At 50.8% G+C, this 16,575-nt stretch carries 17 protein-coding genes; 6 read left to right on the top strand and 11 right to left on the bottom strand.

The features are described from left to right. Window positions 1-52 precede the first annotated feature (52 nt). The 3 genes from AF331_RS22985 to dnaE all read right to left on the bottom strand — a co-directional run bounded on the left by AF331_RS22985 (window position 53) and on the right by dnaE (window position 5,431). Entirely contained in the window at window positions 53-718 is a 666-nt protein-coding gene (locus AF331_RS22985; protein WP_152915512.1) for a FadR/GntR family transcriptional regulator, read from the bottom strand. Further along, window positions 715-1,953, bottom strand: coding sequence for an NAD(P)-dependent malic enzyme (gene ystJ, locus AF331_RS00800; protein ID WP_053426354.1), 1,239 nt, complete (start codon window positions 1,951-1,953; stop codon window positions 715-717). The genes AF331_RS22985 and ystJ overlap by 4 nt, the downstream gene beginning before the upstream one ends. Before the next feature lie 139 nt (window positions 1,954-2,092). Continuing rightward, window positions 2,093-5,431 (bottom strand): DNA polymerase III subunit alpha, encoded by a 3,339-nt coding sequence (gene dnaE / locus AF331_RS00795; RefSeq protein WP_053426353.1) that lies wholly within the window; start codon window positions 5,429-5,431, stop codon window positions 2,093-2,095. Between the two features lie 132 nt (window positions 5,432-5,563). On the opposite strand from dnaE, the gene ytrH reads away from it, so the two are divergent. From ytrH to AF331_RS22260, 3 genes are all read left to right on the top strand, one after another. Then, window positions 5,564-5,899 carry a YtrH family sporulation protein gene (gene ytrH / locus AF331_RS00790; RefSeq protein ID WP_048006342.1) on the top strand — a complete coding sequence of 112 codons (336 nt, stop codon included), beginning with the start codon at window positions 5,564-5,566 and terminating at the stop codon, window positions 5,897-5,899. After that, window positions 5,896-6,399 (top strand): sporulation membrane protein YtrI, encoded by a 504-nt coding sequence (gene ytrI / locus AF331_RS00785; protein WP_053426352.1) that lies wholly within the window; start codon window positions 5,896-5,898, stop codon window positions 6,397-6,399. Before ytrH ends, ytrI begins: the two co-directional genes overlap by 4 nt. A gap of 72 nt (window positions 6,400-6,471) precedes the next feature. Then, the gene (locus AF331_RS22260; RefSeq protein ID WP_160316470.1) at window positions 6,472-6,639 is read left to right on the top strand and encodes a hypothetical protein; all 168 of its coding nucleotides are present in this window, start codon (window positions 6,472-6,474) and stop codon (window positions 6,637-6,639) included. A 45-nt stretch (window positions 6,640-6,684) separates the two neighbouring features. On the opposite strand, the gene AF331_RS00780 is transcribed toward AF331_RS22260, so the two are convergent. After that, a complete protein-coding gene (locus AF331_RS00780) occupies window positions 6,685-7,623 on the bottom strand; it encodes a DHH family phosphoesterase (RefSeq protein ID WP_053426351.1) in 939 nt (312 codons plus the stop codon). Window positions 7,624-7,708: 85 nt separating this feature from the next. Here AF331_RS00780 and AF331_RS00775 point away from each other — a divergent pair, with 85 nt between their 5' ends. Then, a complete protein-coding gene (locus AF331_RS00775) occupies window positions 7,709-8,011 on the top strand; it encodes a YtpI family protein (RefSeq protein ID WP_048006345.1) in 303 nt (100 codons plus the stop codon). Between the two features lie 44 nt (window positions 8,012-8,055). Here AF331_RS00775 and AF331_RS00770 read toward each other — a convergent pair whose 3' ends face one another. From AF331_RS00770 to ald, 4 genes are all read right to left on the bottom strand, one after another. Continuing rightward, window positions 8,056-9,375, bottom strand: a complete 1,320-nt coding sequence (locus AF331_RS00770; protein ID WP_053426350.1) for a DRTGG domain-containing protein — start codon at window positions 9,373-9,375, stop codon at window positions 8,056-8,058. 98 nt (window positions 9,376-9,473) lie between these two features. Next, the gene (locus AF331_RS00765) at window positions 9,474-9,704 is read right to left on the bottom strand and encodes a hypothetical protein (protein ID WP_053426349.1); all 231 of its coding nucleotides are present in this window, start codon (window positions 9,702-9,704) and stop codon (window positions 9,474-9,476) included. 119 nt (window positions 9,705-9,823) lie between these two features. Beyond that, a complete protein-coding gene (locus AF331_RS00760) occupies window positions 9,824-10,504 on the bottom strand; it encodes a metal-dependent hydrolase (protein WP_053426348.1) in 681 nt (226 codons plus the stop codon). 70 nt (window positions 10,505-10,574) lie between these two features. Further along, window positions 10,575-11,693: an alanine dehydrogenase gene (gene ald / locus AF331_RS00755; protein ID WP_053426347.1), complete on the bottom strand. Its 1,119-nt coding sequence runs from the start codon at window positions 11,691-11,693 to the stop codon at window positions 10,575-10,577. 144 nt (window positions 11,694-11,837) lie between these two features. Here ald and AF331_RS00750 point away from each other — a divergent pair, with 144 nt between their 5' ends. Further along, the gene (locus tag AF331_RS00750) at window positions 11,838-13,151 is read left to right on the top strand and encodes a purine-cytosine permease family protein (protein WP_235576299.1); all 1,314 of its coding nucleotides are present in this window, start codon (window positions 11,838-11,840) and stop codon (window positions 13,149-13,151) included. A 12-nt stretch (window positions 13,152-13,163) separates the two neighbouring features. Here the strand turns inward: AF331_RS00750 and AF331_RS22255 are convergent, their stop codons facing one another. Further along, window positions 13,164-13,307: a hypothetical protein gene (locus AF331_RS22255; RefSeq protein WP_160316469.1), complete on the bottom strand. Its 144-nt coding sequence runs from the start codon at window positions 13,305-13,307 to the stop codon at window positions 13,164-13,166. Between the two features lie 105 nt (window positions 13,308-13,412). On the opposite strand from AF331_RS22255, the gene AF331_RS00745 reads away from it, so the two are divergent. Beyond that, entirely contained in the window at window positions 13,413-13,868 is a 456-nt protein-coding gene (locus tag AF331_RS00745; RefSeq protein WP_053426345.1) for a universal stress protein, read from the top strand. A gap of 40 nt (window positions 13,869-13,908) precedes the next feature. On the opposite strand, the gene argH is transcribed toward AF331_RS00745, so the two are convergent. Both argH and AF331_RS00735 read right to left on the bottom strand, forming a co-directional pair. Beyond that, a complete protein-coding gene (argH, locus tag AF331_RS00740) occupies window positions 13,909-15,288 on the bottom strand; it encodes an argininosuccinate lyase (protein ID WP_053426344.1) in 1,380 nt (459 codons plus the stop codon). Beyond that, a complete protein-coding gene (locus AF331_RS00735) occupies window positions 15,285-16,499 on the bottom strand; it encodes an argininosuccinate synthase (protein WP_053426343.1) in 1,215 nt (404 codons plus the stop codon). The genes argH and AF331_RS00735 overlap by 4 nt, the downstream gene beginning before the upstream one ends. Between the last annotated feature and the right edge of the window lie 76 nt (window positions 16,500-16,575).

Genomic DNA, 16,575 nt, shown 5'->3' with positions numbered 1-16,575 from the left:
CTCTATTCGTGCATTCGAAAAAACTGCTTGTCTATCAGTTTACTGGATTGGATCAGAAAAAGATGTTGGAAACTGTCAGCTCTTCGTCGACATTATTCCGCACTTTTTTATAAGCTTCCTGCACAGCCTCTTTGTCCTGATTCCCGATACCCTCTAGCATGCTCAGGATGTCTTTTTTCAAATCGCTACAAAGAGGGGTTTTCCCGCATATGAGTGTTTCGTAATCATTCAATATATTCCATATCCGATGAGCCAGATGATTCGGGGCATGACGTACGATCTCGCTGAGCACATCACCCAGGGAGAGATCTTCCGCGCCCTGGACTTCCTCTGCCATCCCCTTCAAGGATTCCTTCTCAATGAAAAGGGCCCGTAAGGCCTCTTTTTCAATCATGATCTTCATATGCAGAATATCATTTTGAGTTTTATGATCTTCGAGGATGAACATTCCGAGAAGATCGATCAAATGATGTTCGCGGAAATCCCGGAGGAAGGTCCCTTCTCCTCTCCTGGTCTCGATGAGTCCCAACAGCTCGAGTGCCCGGAGCGCTTCTCTCACAGAGGAGCGCCCTACATTCAAGCGTTCGGAAAGCTCCCTTTCCGATGGCAGCTTATCGCCCGGGGTGAGCCCATCATTCGAGATGATTTCCTTCAGCTGGTGAACGATCCCGATATAGACTTTCGGATGGGACTTCAGGGGGTTCACGTCGGACATCATTCTCCCTTCCCGATGACCGCTAACTCTTCCGTTTTTTTACGGATCTCTTCAGGGTCCACCTTCAACCGTGCAACACCTGTTTCCATGGCGGCTTTCGCTACTGCTGCAGCCACGGCCGGAGCGACGCGTTTATCGAATGGAGCCGGGATGACATAATCGGCATTGAGCTCGTCTTCACTGATGAGTTCAGCAATGGCCTCGACGGCCGCCTGTTTCATTTTCTCGTTGATATGGGTCGCACGGACGTCAAGGGCCCCGCGGAAGATCCCAGGGAAAGCAAGGACATTATTCACCTGATTCGGGAAATCGGAACGGCCTGTCCCGATGACTTTGGCACCTGCTGCTTTCGCAAGATCCGGCATGATCTCAGGAATTGGATTGGCCATGGCAAAGATGATCGGATCCTGCTTCATGGATGACACCATTTCCTCTGTCAATGCACCTGCAACGGATACACCGATGAAGACATCGGCATCCTGAAGGACTTCTTTCAAGCCGCCTTCGATCCGGTCACGATTCGTGAATTTCGCTACTTCGTCCTTGATGCTGTTCATCCCTTCAGGGCGGCCTTCGTAAATCGCACCCTTGGAATCACACATGATGATATCCCTTACCCCATAGCGATAAAGGAGTTTGATGATGGCGATCCCTGCAGCTCCCGCCCCGTTGGCGACAACCTTGATCTCACTCATTTTCTTGCCGACGATCTTAAGGGCATTGACAAGACCTGCTACGGTGACGATGGCAGTACCATGCTGATCGTCATGGAAAATCGGGATATTCGTTTCTTTCTTCAAACGCTCTTCGATTTCAAAACAGTTCGGCGCAGCGATATCCTCAAGATTGACCCCTCCGAATGTCGGCTCGAGCAGTTTGACTGTTTCGATGATCTTCTCGACATCGGTCGTGTTCAAACAGATCGGGAAGGCGTCGACGCCTGCAAAACTTTTGAACAGGACGGCTTTCCCTTCCATGACAGGCAGGGCTGCTTCGGGTCCGATGTTTCCGAGACCGAGTACGGCGGTCCCATCTGAAACGACGGCCACCATATTGCCTTTCATTGTATAATCATAGACCGTTTCCGGTTTATCATAGATATCTTTGCAAGGCTCTGCTACCCCTGGAGAATACGCAAGGCTAAGGTCCTCCGCATTCCGGACTTCCACTTTAGACTTTGATTCCAATTTCCCCTTGTTGACACGATGCATATGAAGGGCTTCTTCTCTTAATGACAAATCGCTTCATCTCCTTTAGAAATTGAATAACGTTTGAATGATAAAGAATAAGTGCTGGACAGAAAGTGGTCTTGACCCTAGTGGTCAGACCACCTTTTTCTATTAAACAATAATATAAATAAAGATGTAAGTAAAGACGTTATTGCAACACGACGTTTCGATTCCCTAATAATTTTCTCAGGGAATCCATCGCTTCATCCGCGGAACGGCGATTGAAGCCTTTGGGAAGCTTGACCGTCTTTTTCTCTTCCTCGAAGTAAATCAGGACTTCTGTATCACCCGCATGTTCCGCCACGATCCCTTTGATGTGTGTCAGCATGCTCTCCTGATCTTCCCCTTTGCCGATTTTAAGGAAAAGACGCTTTCCGTCCGGCTCGTTCAGTTCTGATGCATCACCGATCGTATTCACAATGAGCTGCAGGCGGTCGTTCCGCTCCTCCATATTCCCTTCGAGGATCAGGACCTTCCCGTCCTTCAGGAGATTCATATTCCTCTTATATATATTGGGGAATATCACACCTTCGAGATCCCCCGTTTCATCCCCCATTTCAATAAAGGCCATGACTTCTCCCTTTTTCGTCCGTATGGTCTTCACAGCCGTCAGATATGCACCGATCTTCACCCTGGCTCCTGCTTTCGCATCGGCAATGGGAAGGACCCCATGCCTTTCGAGTCGTCCCCGGTGGGAGGAAACGGGATGATCGGATAAGTAGAGTCCCAGGACCTGCTTTTCGAACTGCAGCTTGGTGTCCAGGGACATCGCCTCCACTTCGACCGTCTTCGGCTTGGGGAAGAAATCTTCTTCGTCTGCAAATAGATCATCATCGGGTCCGATGAGTTCTGCATGTTCGATGGCCACATCGAGACTCGCAAGAAGGACGGCCCGGTCTTCGCCGAATTCATCGAAGGCCCCCGCGAGGATCAAATTCTCAAGGATGCCGCGATTCATCACTTTCAGGGATACCCTGATGACAAAATCGAACAGATCCGCGTATGGGCGGTCCTGCCTCGCCCTTGTGATCTCCTTCAGGGCAGCGGCCCCGATCCCCTTGATGGCCCCGAGGCTGTAGCGTATCCTGTTTTCCCCTTCGACCTGGAACATGAAATGACCGGAATTGATCGACGGCGGCAGGATTTCGATCCCGGTCTGCCTCGCCTCGCGGATATAGTGGGCGATCTTCGCATCATTCCCGACGGAAGCAGTCAACAGGGAGGAGAGGAAGTAAGCAGGATAATGCGCTTTAAGATAGGCAAGCTGATAGGCAATCTTACTGTAGGCAACAGCATGGGACCGGTTGAATCCATAGTCTGCGAACCGGACGATAAGGTCATACACATCATGGGCAGCGGACTCACTGTATCCATTCTTCAATGCGCCTGAAACGAAATGCTCCCTCTCCCGGTCCAACACTTCCTTCTTCTTCTTCGATACGGCCCTTCTCAGTAGGTCTGCCTCCCCGAGGGAAAAGCCAGCCATCTTCGAAGCGATCTGCATGATCTGCTCCTGGTAGACAATGACCCCATAGGTGGCTTCCAAGATCGGCTTGATCTCGGGAATAGGATAATGCGGGGCCTCTTCCCCGTGCTTGCGCCTGATGAACATCGGGATATTCTCCATCGGGCCCGGCCTGAAGAGGGCATTGACCGCCACGATATCTTCAAACGCGCTCGGCTTCAGTCTCGTGAGCACGCTTCTCATCCCGTCCGATTCGAGCTGGAATACCCCGCTCGTCTTTCCTGCCGAGAGTAATTCGAAGGTCTTCTCATCCTGATCGGGAATGGACGCCAGGCTGAATGTCCGGTTGCCCCTTCGCTGGATGCTCTTGACGATCCGCTCCAGTATGCTTAAATTCCTGAGGCCGAGGAAATCCATCTTGAGCAGCCCGATTTCCTCCAGTGTATCCATGGGGAACTGGGTGAGGTGGATACCCGTCGGACTGCCCTGTATGGGAACCCATTTCACCAGGGGCTCGTCACTGATCACGACCCCTGCAGCATGGGTGGATGTATGCCTCGGAAGCCCCTCGATCTGCCTGGCCACCGTGAAGATCCTGCGGTGTAGCTCTGAGCCTCCGATGAGGTCGCGAAGGGCCTTTGAATCCTGGTACGCTCCCTCAAGCGTCAATCCCGGTTTGGATGGAAGCAGTTTCGACAGCTGCTCCTGTTCCTTCATATTCAATCCGAACACCCTACCCGTATCACGCAGGGCTGCCTTGGCGGCGAATGTACCGAATGTGATGATCTGGGCCACGTGCATGCTACCGTACTTCGCTTCCACATAGTCAATCACCTCATCACGGCGGTGATCGGGAAAGTCGATGTCGATATCCGGCATCGTCACACGTTCCGGGTTCAGGAACCGCTCGAACAGAAGATCGTGACGGATGGGATCGACATCGGTGATATCAAGGGCGTAGGAAACGAGTGATCCTGCAGCAGAACCCCTTCCCGGTCCCGTCAGGATCCCGTTTTCCCGGGAGAATTTCATGAAATCCCACACAATGAGGAAGTAATCGCTGAAGCCCATATTCCCGATGATGTTGAGTTCATAATCCAGGCGGTTCAGATATAGATCCGTTACATCATCGACCTTTTTATGCAGTCCGCTTTCACACTGTCTGGTCAGCTCCGATAGGGCATCGTGGCCATCGGGGAGGGGATATTTCGGGAGGAGCTGCTGATGGAAGGGAATGTCCACCCTGCATCTTTCCGCGATTTTCAACGTGTTTTCGAGGGCATCCGGAGCATCACTGAACAGGTCGACCATGGCTTCCCTCGGCTTCAAATAGTAATCGCTGCTCTTCAGAACAACCCGTTCCTCATCATCCAATTTCACTCCGTCACGGATGGCATTCAAGCATTCCAGTGCAAAATGCTCGCCTTCCTCCAGACAGCGCACGTCATTCAGGGCCACCACTTCCGCCCCGGTCTCGTTGGCAACGGCCAGGATCATGGAGAGCAGTTTTTCTTCTTCAGGCAGTCCATGATTCTGGAGACCGAGATAAAAGGATGACGATCCGAAGAGATCTTGATAGAAACGGATCTTCTCCACGGCCTGTTCTTTGTCATCCGCCAGAAGCAGGCTCTCTACTTCCCCCTTCAAGCCAGGTGAGATGGCAATGAGCCCTTCGTGATAGGAGTGGAGCCATTTCAATGGGATTCCTTCGGGGGTCTTCGCCCCAATGCTGCTGGAGATTTTCATGAGGTTCTGATAGCCTTGCATGTTTTCACAGAGGAGGACCATCGGATAGGATTCCGTATCGCTCACGGCCACATCCGCGGTCAGGCCGATGATCGGCTTGATGCCTTCTTTCAGGCATTGTTTATAAAATGGCACGACGCCATACATCATATTTTGATCGGTAAGGGCCAGGGCCTTGAACCCGAGTTCCTTCGCTTTATGTACGAGTCCATTTATGGAAATCGTGCTTGAAAGCAAGCTGAAGGAGCTTGCCACCTGTAAATGAACGAACGACATGATTGCACACCCTTTATTCCTTAGTAATTCCATTATAGGGATGTTCACATAAAAAAGAAAATATGTTCTCCCTCATATCCTGTCCCCTCATCCCATATAGATATCATAAAGACAAGCACGGGAGATGATGTTATGACAGAAGCTTTCTTCCCAGAACTGTTCAAAAGCTTCTTTATCGCCATGGGGGTCCTTCTCGGAGGATCGCTCCTTGGCGGACTCGCTTCATTCGCCATGGGACAGCCCCTTTTCATCGAAATGTGGAGGCTGTCCAACTTCCTCCGGATCTGGGCCATCATCGCGGCCATCGGAGGCACCTTTGACACGGTGTACAGTTTTGAAAAAGGATTCCTGAACGGAGAGACAAAGGAACTCTTCAAGCAATTCCTTCTGATTCTTGCAGCACTCGGCGGTGCCAACACGGGAGCCATGATCATCAGCTGGCTCACGCAGGAGCATGTCTCCTCATGAGGATCCCGCCTTTTTACAGGCTCCCTTCCTTTCAGCGATTCTTTGCCGGTGCCGTCATAGGCGGCATCGTCAGTTGGATGATCTTCATCTTCATGTATGGCTCCATGCATGAAAAGCAGACTCAAAAAATACTAGATCAGCAAACACAGCTCGATAAACTGACAAGCACCTTATCTTATCTTCAGGAAGAAAATAAAGAATTGAATGAAGAGAATGAGGACGAGTTGACGATCCAGGAAGTGAGGGTGAAGATCCTCAATCCGACCAAAACCAAGGTGGAATTATTAAGCCTCCACCGGGCAGAGGAAACCTTGAGCCAGGATTTAAGGAGTCTTCTAAATCAAAATCTGGAGACAGCCCATGATAATAAAGAACTCATCAAAAAGATCATCGAGAACAAAACCATCAAGCTGAACGACAAGCCTTTCAGACTTGAAGTGAAGGAAATCTACTTTTACACCACCACCGACCTTACCCTGGCGCTCAAATACGAAGAATAGGAAATAGGCTGGGACAAGAGTGTTTAAGTCATAGTAAAACCCGAACGATCTTGCCTGAGATCGTTCGGGTTTTTGATTTGGTTCATGACCATTACGATTTACTTGTTCCTAGCGGTTGATTGGAGTGCAAGACGAAGACTCCAGGGGGAAGAGTGGCTCCCCGCAGGCTTGCCGAGGAGGCTCACGGGCTACCCGCAGGCTTGCACGGAAATCATGAGCGGTATAAAGAAGCCATACTGATCGTGTTCGTCATGACCTTTTTTGTTTTGTCCCAATCTCTTTGCATCAAGATTCCCTGCACACGTTCCGAAGGTCCTCCATGACATGGTCCTTTTGTTCCCACGAATGAATGGACGCCCCTGCCGCCAGCGGATGACCGCCTCCGTTGTATTTCTTCGCCACCGTATTGATGACCGGGCCCTTGGAGCGGAGCCTGACCCTGATCTGGTCATCCTCTTCTATGAAGAATACCCACGCCTTCATTCCTTTAATGTTCCCTAGCACGCTGACAAGGAGTGATGCCTCGGATGGCACGACATCGAATTCCTCGAGGATTTCCTTCGTCATGATCATGTTCCCGCATCCCAGCTCGTCCATTTCGAAGTTCTGGAGCACATATCCATGCAATTTCACCACGTTGGCATCGACTTCGTACATTTTATTGAACAGGTCATTCCGGTCGAAATCCTTGCGTATGAGTTCACCTGCGATATCAAATGTCTTTTGGGTCGTACTCGGATAGAGGAAGCGTCCCGTATCCCCGACGATCCCTGCAAATAATAAACGGGCTGCCGTATCCGGGAGGGTCAGTCCTTTGTCCTTCCCGAATTCATAAAAATCATAGATCATCTCACTGACCGAGCTCGCACTCGTGTCAACCCAAAGGAGATCTCCATATGGGTCCTCGTTCGGGTGATGGTCGATCTTGACGAGCTGATCACCGAGACTGTAACGGAGGTCGCAGATCCGTTCGGCGTTGGCCGTGTCACAGACGATGACTAGGGCTCCTTCATACACATGATCCTCGATCACATCGAGGCGGTTCAGATAATGAAGCGTCGGCTCTTCTTCACCGACGGCAAAGATCTTTTTATCCGGAAAAGAAGCTTTGAGGATTTCCACCAGGCCTCCCTGTGATCCGTAGGCATCCGGGTCTGGCCTCACATGGCGGTGGACGATGATGGTTTCATATTGCTTGATAAGATTCAGGATTTGATCTTTCATGGAAATCTCCTTTGTGATTTATATTGGCAATGGCGGGAATTATCTGTAAAATAAGAGCGAGAAACTTGAACGGGGGTTGTCCATCATGTATTTCTTCGCATTTTTTGTTGTGTTAGCGTTTTCCTTCTATCTCTTCTATAAGGTGAAACAGGTAAGGACAAAGCGGCCCATGGAGAAAAAATGGCTGTCCGCTAAGTCCAGTATGGCACTCGGCTTGTTCGTGGCCCTTTTCGGCATCAATCAGCTCATCCTGTTCTCCGGCACGGTCACGTATGTAGTGGGGATCTTTTTCATCCTCATCGGAACCGGCAGTTTATGGATGGGATTCCGCTACTATAAACATGTCCTACCCTATGCTCAGCGCGAAGCGGAAGAATTGAATCAGTGAATCCTTTGGGCCTGCCGGCATCCGGTGGGCCCTTTTCGTGCAAATCAGTGGCGATCGATGAGCTGACAGATCATCAGGGACTTACCGACAAGCACTCCGTCGTGGTAGACCTCCACATCCACTTTCCCGAATTTCCTCCCTACATCGAGTACCTTCGGATGGATATCAAGGATGCTTTCCATCTGAACGGGCTTGATGAAGTAGATCGTCATATTCTCGATGACGATATCCCCTTTTTTATACGGTTTGAGGGCACGATTGGCCGCCTCTGTCATCAGGGTGGTGAAGACTCCGTACGAAATCGTTCCGATCCCCGTCGTCATCTGGGGCGTGACGGCGAACTGGTAGGTTTCTTTTTCCCCTTTGCGCTCCGATGCAGCTTGTACCCCGTTGGTGATGATATCTTCGATGGTCTCCCCGACTTGAGGCTGACGCTGGATCATTTGAAGGGCCTTCAGTACATCCTGACGGCTGACGATGCCCATGAGCTTGTGGTGTTCATTCACCACAGGCAGCACTTCGATCCCTTCCCAGATCATGATATGGGCGGCCGAAGCCACGCTCGTATTGCCATTGACCGTGATGGGGTGGCGGGTCATGATCTTGTCGATCCCCATATGCTTTTCCTGCCCCATCACGTCTTTTGACGTAACCATCCCGATGACCTTCCGGTTCCCGTCGACGACGGGGAAGCGGCTGTGGAAGGTGTACTGGTTCTTTTCATACCATTCTTCCAGCGTATCATCGATATGGAGATGGACCGTGTCCTCTATGGGGGTCAGGATATCCTCCACAAAGATGATTTCCTTCTTGATGAGCTGATCAAAGATGGCCCGGTTGATCATCGTGGCGACAGTGAAAGTATCATAGGACGTCGAAATGATCGGAAGTTCCAACTCATCAGCCAGTCGCTTCACATGATCTTCTGCGTCGAATCCTCCCGTGATCAATACGGCCGCCCCTGCCCTGAGCGCATGCTCCTGCGCCTGTGAACGGTTCCCGATGATCAAGAGGTTCCCGGCTTCGGTATAGCGCATCATGGCTTCCAGTTTCATGGCCCCGATGACGAATTTGTTCAGCATTTTATGTAAGCCGGTCTTCCCGCCCAGCACTTGGCCGTCAATGATATTGACCACCTCTGCATAGGTCAGCTTCTCGATGTTCTCTTTCTTCTTCTGTTCGATCCTGATGGTCCCTACACGTTCAATCGTACTCACATAGCCTTTTGTTTCCGCATCCTTGATGGCGCGGTATGCCGTTCCTTCACTGACATTGAGGGCTTTGGCGATCTGACGGACGGAAATCTTTTCCCCGACCGGGAGGGTATCGATATACTCTAGTATCTGTTCATGTTTAGTAGCCAACTCGTTCACCCTTCTTTATATCGTCCTATTCATATTATAAGGTGAAGACCCCTCCGTTTCAATCTCAGGGGGAATCGAATACCCGACTCCCCCTTCCGTCATCGACCGAGTACGCGCTTCCTCTCCGGTTGCTTCGTGCCCTTCTTTCCTTTCTTCGGCGTATAAAGCACGGCTGCGAAGTTCCCCGCAAGGACGAACATGGCAAGGATCAGCCACGAAAGGGAGAACCACCCTTCCAGTCCCTCTGCAAAAATCGACAGCCTCGGTACTGCATAATAGAGTAAAACCCCCGTCATCAATAGACAAAGGACGTATCGCTGCTTTTTCATTCATCCCACTCCTTCCTGCTTACCCCATCTATATGCAAGGATCTCGGGAAAGTTGTCCCAGGATGAAGAAGTCTTATGATATAAAAAATGATGATGCCGGTTCCGGCACCATCATTTTCTTACAGTTCTAACGTATCGCCCGCGGTCATGACACGACCTTTGGCTCCCTCAAGCATGTCCACGAATTTTTGAGGATCCTGCTTGATCGGCGGGAAGGTATCGTAATGGACCGGGACGACTTCCTTCGCCTTCAGGAAGGTTGCGGCAAGGGCGGCATCCTCCGGTCCCATCGTGAAGTTATCACCGATCGGAAGGAAGGCAAGATCGATCGGGTGCTGTTCACCGATGAGTTTCATATCAGAGAATAATCCCGTATCCCCTGCGTGATAAATCGTCTTTCCTTCTGCCATGAGTAAGAATCCTGCCGGCATGCCGGTGTAGATGATCTGATTATCTTCCGTTGTATAGCTCGAGCTGTGGAAGGCCTGGGTGAACTTCACTGTCCCGAAATCGAATTCACGGGCTCCACCGATCGCCATCGGGTGCGTATTGAGTCCCTGCCACCCGAGATAGTTTGCGAGCTCATTCGGTGCGATGACGAGGGCGTCATTCCGTTTGGCGATTTCCACCGTATCCCCTACGTGGTCATTATGACCGTGCGTCAGAATGATTACATCCGTTTGGACGTCCTCCGCTTTCAAATCGGTCAATTCGTTCCCGGTGATAAAGGGATCGACAAGGATCGTCTTGCCATTCGTTTCGATTTTCACCACAGAGTGGCCGTGATACGATATATTCATTTTTTCTCCTCACTTTCGGTAGTCTATCTATAAGAATATACCCTTTTTGTCGGTAGGGAAAACGGGGTGCTCACATTTGTTTCAGCTGGGTGAGGGTATCGGAATAGTCGAGATCATGTGCCTCCGCAACCGCTTTGTAGGTCACATAGCCGTTCAATGTATTGATTCCTTTCAACAGAGGCTCATGATCCATGCAGGCTTTCTTATAGCCCTTATTGGCAATGAGCAGGGCATAGGGTACGGTCACATTGGTCAGGGCGATCGTAGATGTACGGGGTACTGCACCCGGCATATTGGCTACCGCATAATGGACGACTCCGTGCTTCACATAGGTCGGTTGATCATGGGTCGTGATCCTATCCGTCGTCTCGAAGATCCCACCTTGATCGATGGCGATATCCACAACGACCGAGCCGGGGTTCATGGACCGGATCATCTCTTCGGTCACGAGCTTCGGGGCTTTTGCCCCCGGTATGAGCACCGCTCCGATCACCAGATCCGATTCCTTCACGGCATGCTCGATATTCAAAGGGTTGCTCATGAGGGTGGTGACATCACGGCCAAAAATATCATCAAGCTGCCTCAACCGCTCCGGGCTGAGATCGAGTATGGTGACGTCGGCACCGAGACCGACAGCCATCTTGGCAGCGTTCGTACCGGCCACTCCACCCCCGATGATCGTCACCTTGCTTCGACTCACTCCCGGGACCCCGGAAAGAAGGACCCCTTTCCCGCCGTGGATCTTCTCAAGGAACTGGGCACCGATCTGGGTCGCCATCCTTCCAGCCACTTCACTCATCGGAGTGAGAAGGGGCAGGGAACGGTTCACCTCGACGGTCTCATAGGCAATCCCCACCACCTTGTTATCAATCAAGGCTTTCGTCAACGCTGGCTCGGGTGCAAGATGGAGGTATGTAAACAGGATCAGCCCCTCACGGAAAAACCCGTATTCTTCTGGCAGTGGTTCCTTCACCTTCATCACCATCTCTTTTGCCCACGCTTCTTCTGCACCGCCCACGATCTTCCCACCGGCCTTAACATAATCTTCATCGGAAAATCCCGACCCGTTGCCTGCGCCCGATTCGATGAACACCTCATGACCATTCACCACCAGGTTCACGACACCGGCAGGAGTCATGGCCACCCTGTTTTCATTATTTTTGATCTCTTTCGGTATGCCGATCTGCATAATCCTTCCTCCTTCTTTCCTGATGAACACGGAAGCGTCGATCCATACTCCAAGGTATTCAACGAAAACGCTTCTGTTTCCTCTCAGAAATCATTACAATAAGATATGTTCAGTGTCGCCAAAGATAAAGGAGTTTATGTGAAAATGAAAACGTCCATGATCGAACGATTCGGCCTTGAATCCATCCCTCAAGATAAAAAGACTACCTCTTGGAAAGAGTACTTCATCATCCAGCTCGCGTTCTCCGTCAATTCTGGGAACTTCCTTGTCCCGGCACTTGCCGTCGTCCAAGGCGGCCTGCCCTTTTATGCAGCATTCCTTTCGACGGTATCAGGTGCCTTCCTGGCCTTCTTTTGCGTATCCATGCTGTCCCTTCCCGGTTCTCGATACGGGCTGCCTGCTCAGTATGTCCTCCGTTCCGTCCTGGGTAAAAAGCTTTCCATGAGGGTCGCTTCACCGGTCCGTACCCTTACATCCCTCTATTGGTTCAGCGTACAGACAATCGGCGGGACGTTGGTCGTCACCTCCATGATCAAGAAATTGACCGGTGCCTCCATCCCGTTCATCCCTGTGGCACTCGGCCTCGCCCTCTTGATGACCGCTTTGGCCCTTGTAGGCTTCGAAGCAGTCAAACGTGCCTCCAAATGGTTCATCCCTATCCTGATTGCCGGCCAATTCATCTTGTTGGCCCTGTTCCTTACAGGAGACCAAGGTGGTATCGTTCAACATGGTACATTCTCGACAGGTGCCTTCTTCTTTTACGGAAGCCTTGCCTTCGTCCAGTATATTTCCGGTGTGAGCGCGGCATCCGATATGACCCGATATAGCGTGAGTCCACATCAGGGATTCTGGGGCGTCCTAGGAGGAAACATGACCGGGTTCATCATGACAGCCTTGCTTGGTGGGATATGTGCCAGCCTTTACAAGGGATTGAATCCCTTCGTGACAGCCGGTGAACTCACCTCATCCGCGTTCCTTCTATCGATCATCACCATCTCGGCCCTGGTCTCCATGATTTCCATCAATCTGAGCAATGCATATACAGGAGGCTACAGTCTGCTCAATGCCCTTCCTCATCTGAGCAGGATCCAGAGCGCCCTCCTCTTCTCCATCGCCGGTGTCATCCTCAGCTTGTTCCCCCAGCTCGTCTATGGGGCAGAAGGGTTCATTTCCCTTCTCGGCATGCTGGTGGTACCCTTATCGGCCATCATTGTCAGCGACTTCCTTCTTCTCAGGAAGGGACGCCTTCACGAGCATGACCTCGCCCACCTCGCTGCAGGTACGACGGGAACGAACAAGACAGCCATTTACGTGATGGTCGTAGGCATCGCCCTGTATGCACTCCTTCCCGATTACCTGTCACCGGGCTTCCTGTCGTTCTTTTTCACTGGGGCTCTCTACTTTTTCGTGAATCGGATCCAAAAAGAAAAAGCCTCGATCACCCATCAAGCAGGGTGATCGAGACTACTGTCAATCCTCTTTCTTTTCCTCGGCATCATAGCGTCCGTCCTCAGTACCGACAACGCCGCTCGTGTACGAATCCATGATCTGCTGGCTTACCTGTTCGCTCGCTCCTTCATCATACGTGAGCTGCTTGCTTTCATCCTTTTTCAAGATGGTCCCTCCTCCATTCGTAGGATATTCCACCTTATTGTTTGAAAATTCGCTACAGAAATACGTGGGAAAATATAGTATGATAAAGAAAAGGAGGGGTTGAAGATGGGTTTAAAATATCGTGATATTCTAGTGGCTGTAGATGGATCAAAAGAAGCGGAATGGGCCTTCAAAAAAGGAATTGCCATTGCCAAGAGGAATGATGCTGTCCTTTCACTGCTCCACGTCATCGACACTCGGTCTTATGCCGCCATCGACTCCTATGATCATACCATCGGGGAACGGGCCATCAAATATGCAGAAGAGTTGCTTGGAGAATATAAAGCCAATGCGGAACGATGCGGCCTTACCAAGATCCACACGTATGTAGAATACGGATCCCCGAAAGTTGTCATACCGAAAAAAGCCTCCGAAAAAGGAAAAGATCTTATTATCTGCGGGGCGACCGGCCTTAACGCTGTGGAACGTTTCCTGATCGGCAGCGTTTCCGAACACGTCACGAGGGCCGCGAAGTGCGACGTCCTGGTGGTCCGGACCGAAGAGCCCGATGAAGAAGAGTAACACATACAAAATCCCCCTGAATCGTCTCAGGGGGATTTCTTTATTTCGTCACCAACGCACCCTTGGCTTTTTCAATCTGGATCTTCACCTGCTCAAAGCCGGTACCGCCATATGAATTTCTGCGCTTCACGGCTGCAGAAGGGGCGATGATGTCATAAATGTCGCTTTCGATCAGTTCGGAATGCTGTTGATACGTGGCAAGCGTCACATCCTTCAGGTAATAGCCCTGTTCGATACAATGAAGCACAAGCTTCCCTACGACTTCGTGGGCCTTACGGAACGGCATGCCTTTGGCTGCGAGGTAATCGGCCAGTTCGGTCGCGTTGGAGAAATCGGTCCCAACCGCTTCTTCCATCACGTCTTTATTCACCTTCATCGTGTCCATCATGCCCGTAAAGATCTTCAAGGAGCCGATCACCGTCTTGACCGTATCGAACATCCCCTCCTTATCTTCCTGCATGTCTTTATTGTAGGCAAGAGGCAACCCTTTCAACACGGTAAGGAGCGATACTAGGTTTCCGTTCACCCTTCCCGTCTTTCCGCGGACAAGCTCAGCCATATCCGGATTTTTCTTTTGAGGCATGATGCTGCTTCCCGTCGTGAAGCTGTCATCAAGCTCGATGAAGTGGAACTCCTCCGTAGACCACAGGATGAACTCTTCTGCCAGGCGTGAAAGATGTGTCATGAGGATTGCACTGTTGCTTAGGAACTCCAAGATGAAATCCCGATCACTCACAGCATCCAGGCTGTTTTCGTATACTCCGCTGAACCCAAGGAGTTCGGCCGAGTAAGCCCGGTCGATAGGGAAGGTTGTCCCGGCCAGCGCCCCTGCTCCAAGAGGGGACAGATCAATGCGTTTCATTGAATCCTTCAGGCGATCCTTATCACGATCAAGCATCCAATAGTACGTCATCAGATGGTGGGCGAATGAAATCGGCTGGGCACGCTGCAGATGGGTGTACCCCGGAATCATCGTCTCGATATGATCCTCAGCCTGCTTCACGATGGCTCCCTGGAATTCTTCGATCAGCCCGATAACCTCCTCCACCCTTTTCTTAAGGAAGAGATGCATATCGGTTGCGATCTGGTCGTTCCGGCTTCTCCCGGTGTGGAGCTTCCCTCCCACCTCGCCGACCGTATCGATCAGGAGTTTCTCCAGATTCAGGTGGATGTCCTCATACTGCGTGGAGAACGAAAGGCTGCCTTCTGCAGCCTTATCCTCCAGTTCATTCAATCCCCCAAGGATCTGGTCGGCTTCTTCAGCCGACAGGATCCCGCATTTTTTCAGCATGGTGACATGGGCCTTGCTTCCCTCGATGTCCTCCATGACCAGTTCCTGGTCGAATGAAATGGATGCATTGAATTCATCCACCCACTCTTCAGGTTTCTTTGTAAAACGTCCTCCCCATAATTTCATCATAGAGAGACCTTTTCCTTAGCCGGTTTATTCACCATGGATGATACCTTCGTCGGAAGACCCCAGAGCTTGATGAATCCGACAGCGGCATCGTGGTCGAATTGATCGGCTTTCGTATATGTTGCAAGGTTTTCGTCATATAGGGAATTCGGAGACATTCTTCCTTCTACGATGGCATGGCCTTTGAACAATTTCACACGGACCGTCCCGTTCACGAACTGCTGGGATTCATCGAGGAAGGCCTTCAAGGCTTTATTCAATGGTGAGAACCATAGTCCTTCATAGATCAATTCGGTCATTTTCTTCTCGATGACCGGCTTATAATGAGCAAGTTCCTTCACAAGGGTCAGATCTTCCAGCTCTTTATGTGCTTTCAGCAACGTGATCGCAGCCGGGCATTCATAGACCTCGCGGGACTTGATTCCGATCAGGCGATTTTCCACATGGTCGATTCGTCCGACACCGTGCTTGCCTCCAAGGACATTCAGCTTGGCAATAAGCTCGTGAAGCGGATAAGGAACAGAATCCAATGCGACCGGAACCCCTTTATCGAACGTGATTTCAACCGTATCGGCTGTATCCGGCGCTTCTTCGATGCTCACGGTCAGATCATAGGCATCTTCAGGCGGTGCTGCCCAAGGATCTTCAAGGACTCCGCACTCATTGCTTCTTCCCCACAGGTTCTGGTCGATGGAATACGGGGAGTCAAGATTGATTGGAACCGGAATCCCTTTCTCTTTCGCGTACTCAATCTCCTCTTCCCTTGACCATTTCCAGTCACGCACCGGTGCAAGAACCTCAAGTGAAGGATTCAATGCTGCAATGGAGACTTCAAAACGAACCTGGTCGTTCCCTTTACCCGTACAGCCGTGGGCGACTGCCGTTGCATTCTCCTGCTCCGCGATTTCTACGAGTTTTTTGGCGATAAGCGGTCTCGACAGAGCCGACACCAACGGATATTTCCCTTCATAAAGAGCATGGCTTTGCAGGGCCAACAGGGCAAATTCATCCGCGAATTCTTGTTTCGCATCGATCACATAGCTTTTGGATGCTCCGACTTTCAGTGCTTTCGATTGAACAAAATCAAGATCTTTCCCTTCCCCGACATCCAGGCAACATGCAATGACTTCGTATCCTTTTTCCTTCAACCACTGAACTGCAACTGACGTATCTAAACCACCTGAGTAGGCTAAAACCACTTTTTGATTCAACATAATTCCCTCCAATAAAACTACTCGATTGAATAAATATTCTTTAAGTTGAATTAATATTAGCACCTTTTGCGTATTT

This window comes from Rossellomorea marisflavi (assembly GCF_001274775.1).
Taxonomy (GTDB): domain Bacteria; phylum Bacillota; class Bacilli; order Bacillales; family Bacillaceae_B; genus Rossellomorea; species Rossellomorea marisflavi.
This window is presented reverse-complemented; position numbering and strand designations above follow the sequence as displayed.

Excerpts from the sequence above, each read along its gene's own strand:
- argH (WP_053426344.1), bottom strand. The coding sequence starts at position 15,288 with ATGATGAAATTATGGGGAGGACGTTTTACAAAGAAACCTGAAGAGTGG.
- AF331_RS00760 (WP_053426348.1), bottom strand. The coding sequence starts at position 10,504 with ATGAATATATCGTATCACGGCCACTCTGTGGTGAAAATCGAAACGAAT.
- AF331_RS00735 (WP_053426343.1), bottom strand. The coding sequence starts at position 16,499 with ATGTTGAATCAAAAAGTGGTTTTAGCCTACTCAGGTGGTTTAGATACG.
- ytrI (WP_053426352.1), top strand. The coding sequence starts at position 5,896 with ATGAGGATCCCGCCTTTTTACAGGCTCCCTTCCTTTCAGCGATTCTTT.
- AF331_RS00775 (WP_048006345.1), top strand. The coding sequence starts at position 7,709 with ATGTATTTCTTCGCATTTTTTGTTGTGTTAGCGTTTTCCTTCTATCTC.
- AF331_RS00780 (WP_053426351.1), bottom strand. The coding sequence starts at position 7,623 with ATGAAAGATCAAATCCTGAATCTTATCAAGCAATATGAAACCATCATC.
- AF331_RS00750 (WP_235576299.1), top strand. The coding sequence starts at position 11,838 with ATGAAAACGTCCATGATCGAACGATTCGGCCTTGAATCCATCCCTCAA.
- AF331_RS00765 (WP_053426349.1), bottom strand. The coding sequence starts at position 9,704 with ATGAAAAAGCAGCGATACGTCCTTTGTCTATTGATGACGGGGGTTTTA.
- dnaE (WP_053426353.1), bottom strand. The coding sequence starts at position 5,431 with ATGTCGTTCGTTCATTTACAGGTGGCAAGCTCCTTCAGCTTGCTTTCA.
- ytrH (WP_048006342.1), top strand. The coding sequence starts at position 5,564 with ATGACAGAAGCTTTCTTCCCAGAACTGTTCAAAAGCTTCTTTATCGCC.
- ald (WP_053426347.1), bottom strand. The coding sequence starts at position 11,693 with ATGCAGATCGGCATACCGAAAGAGATCAAAAATAATGAAAACAGGGTG.
- AF331_RS00745 (WP_053426345.1), top strand. The coding sequence starts at position 13,413 with ATGGGTTTAAAATATCGTGATATTCTAGTGGCTGTAGATGGATCAAAA.
- AF331_RS22985 (WP_152915512.1), bottom strand. The coding sequence starts at position 718 with ATGATGTCCGACGTGAACCCCCTGAAGTCCCATCCGAAAGTCTATATC.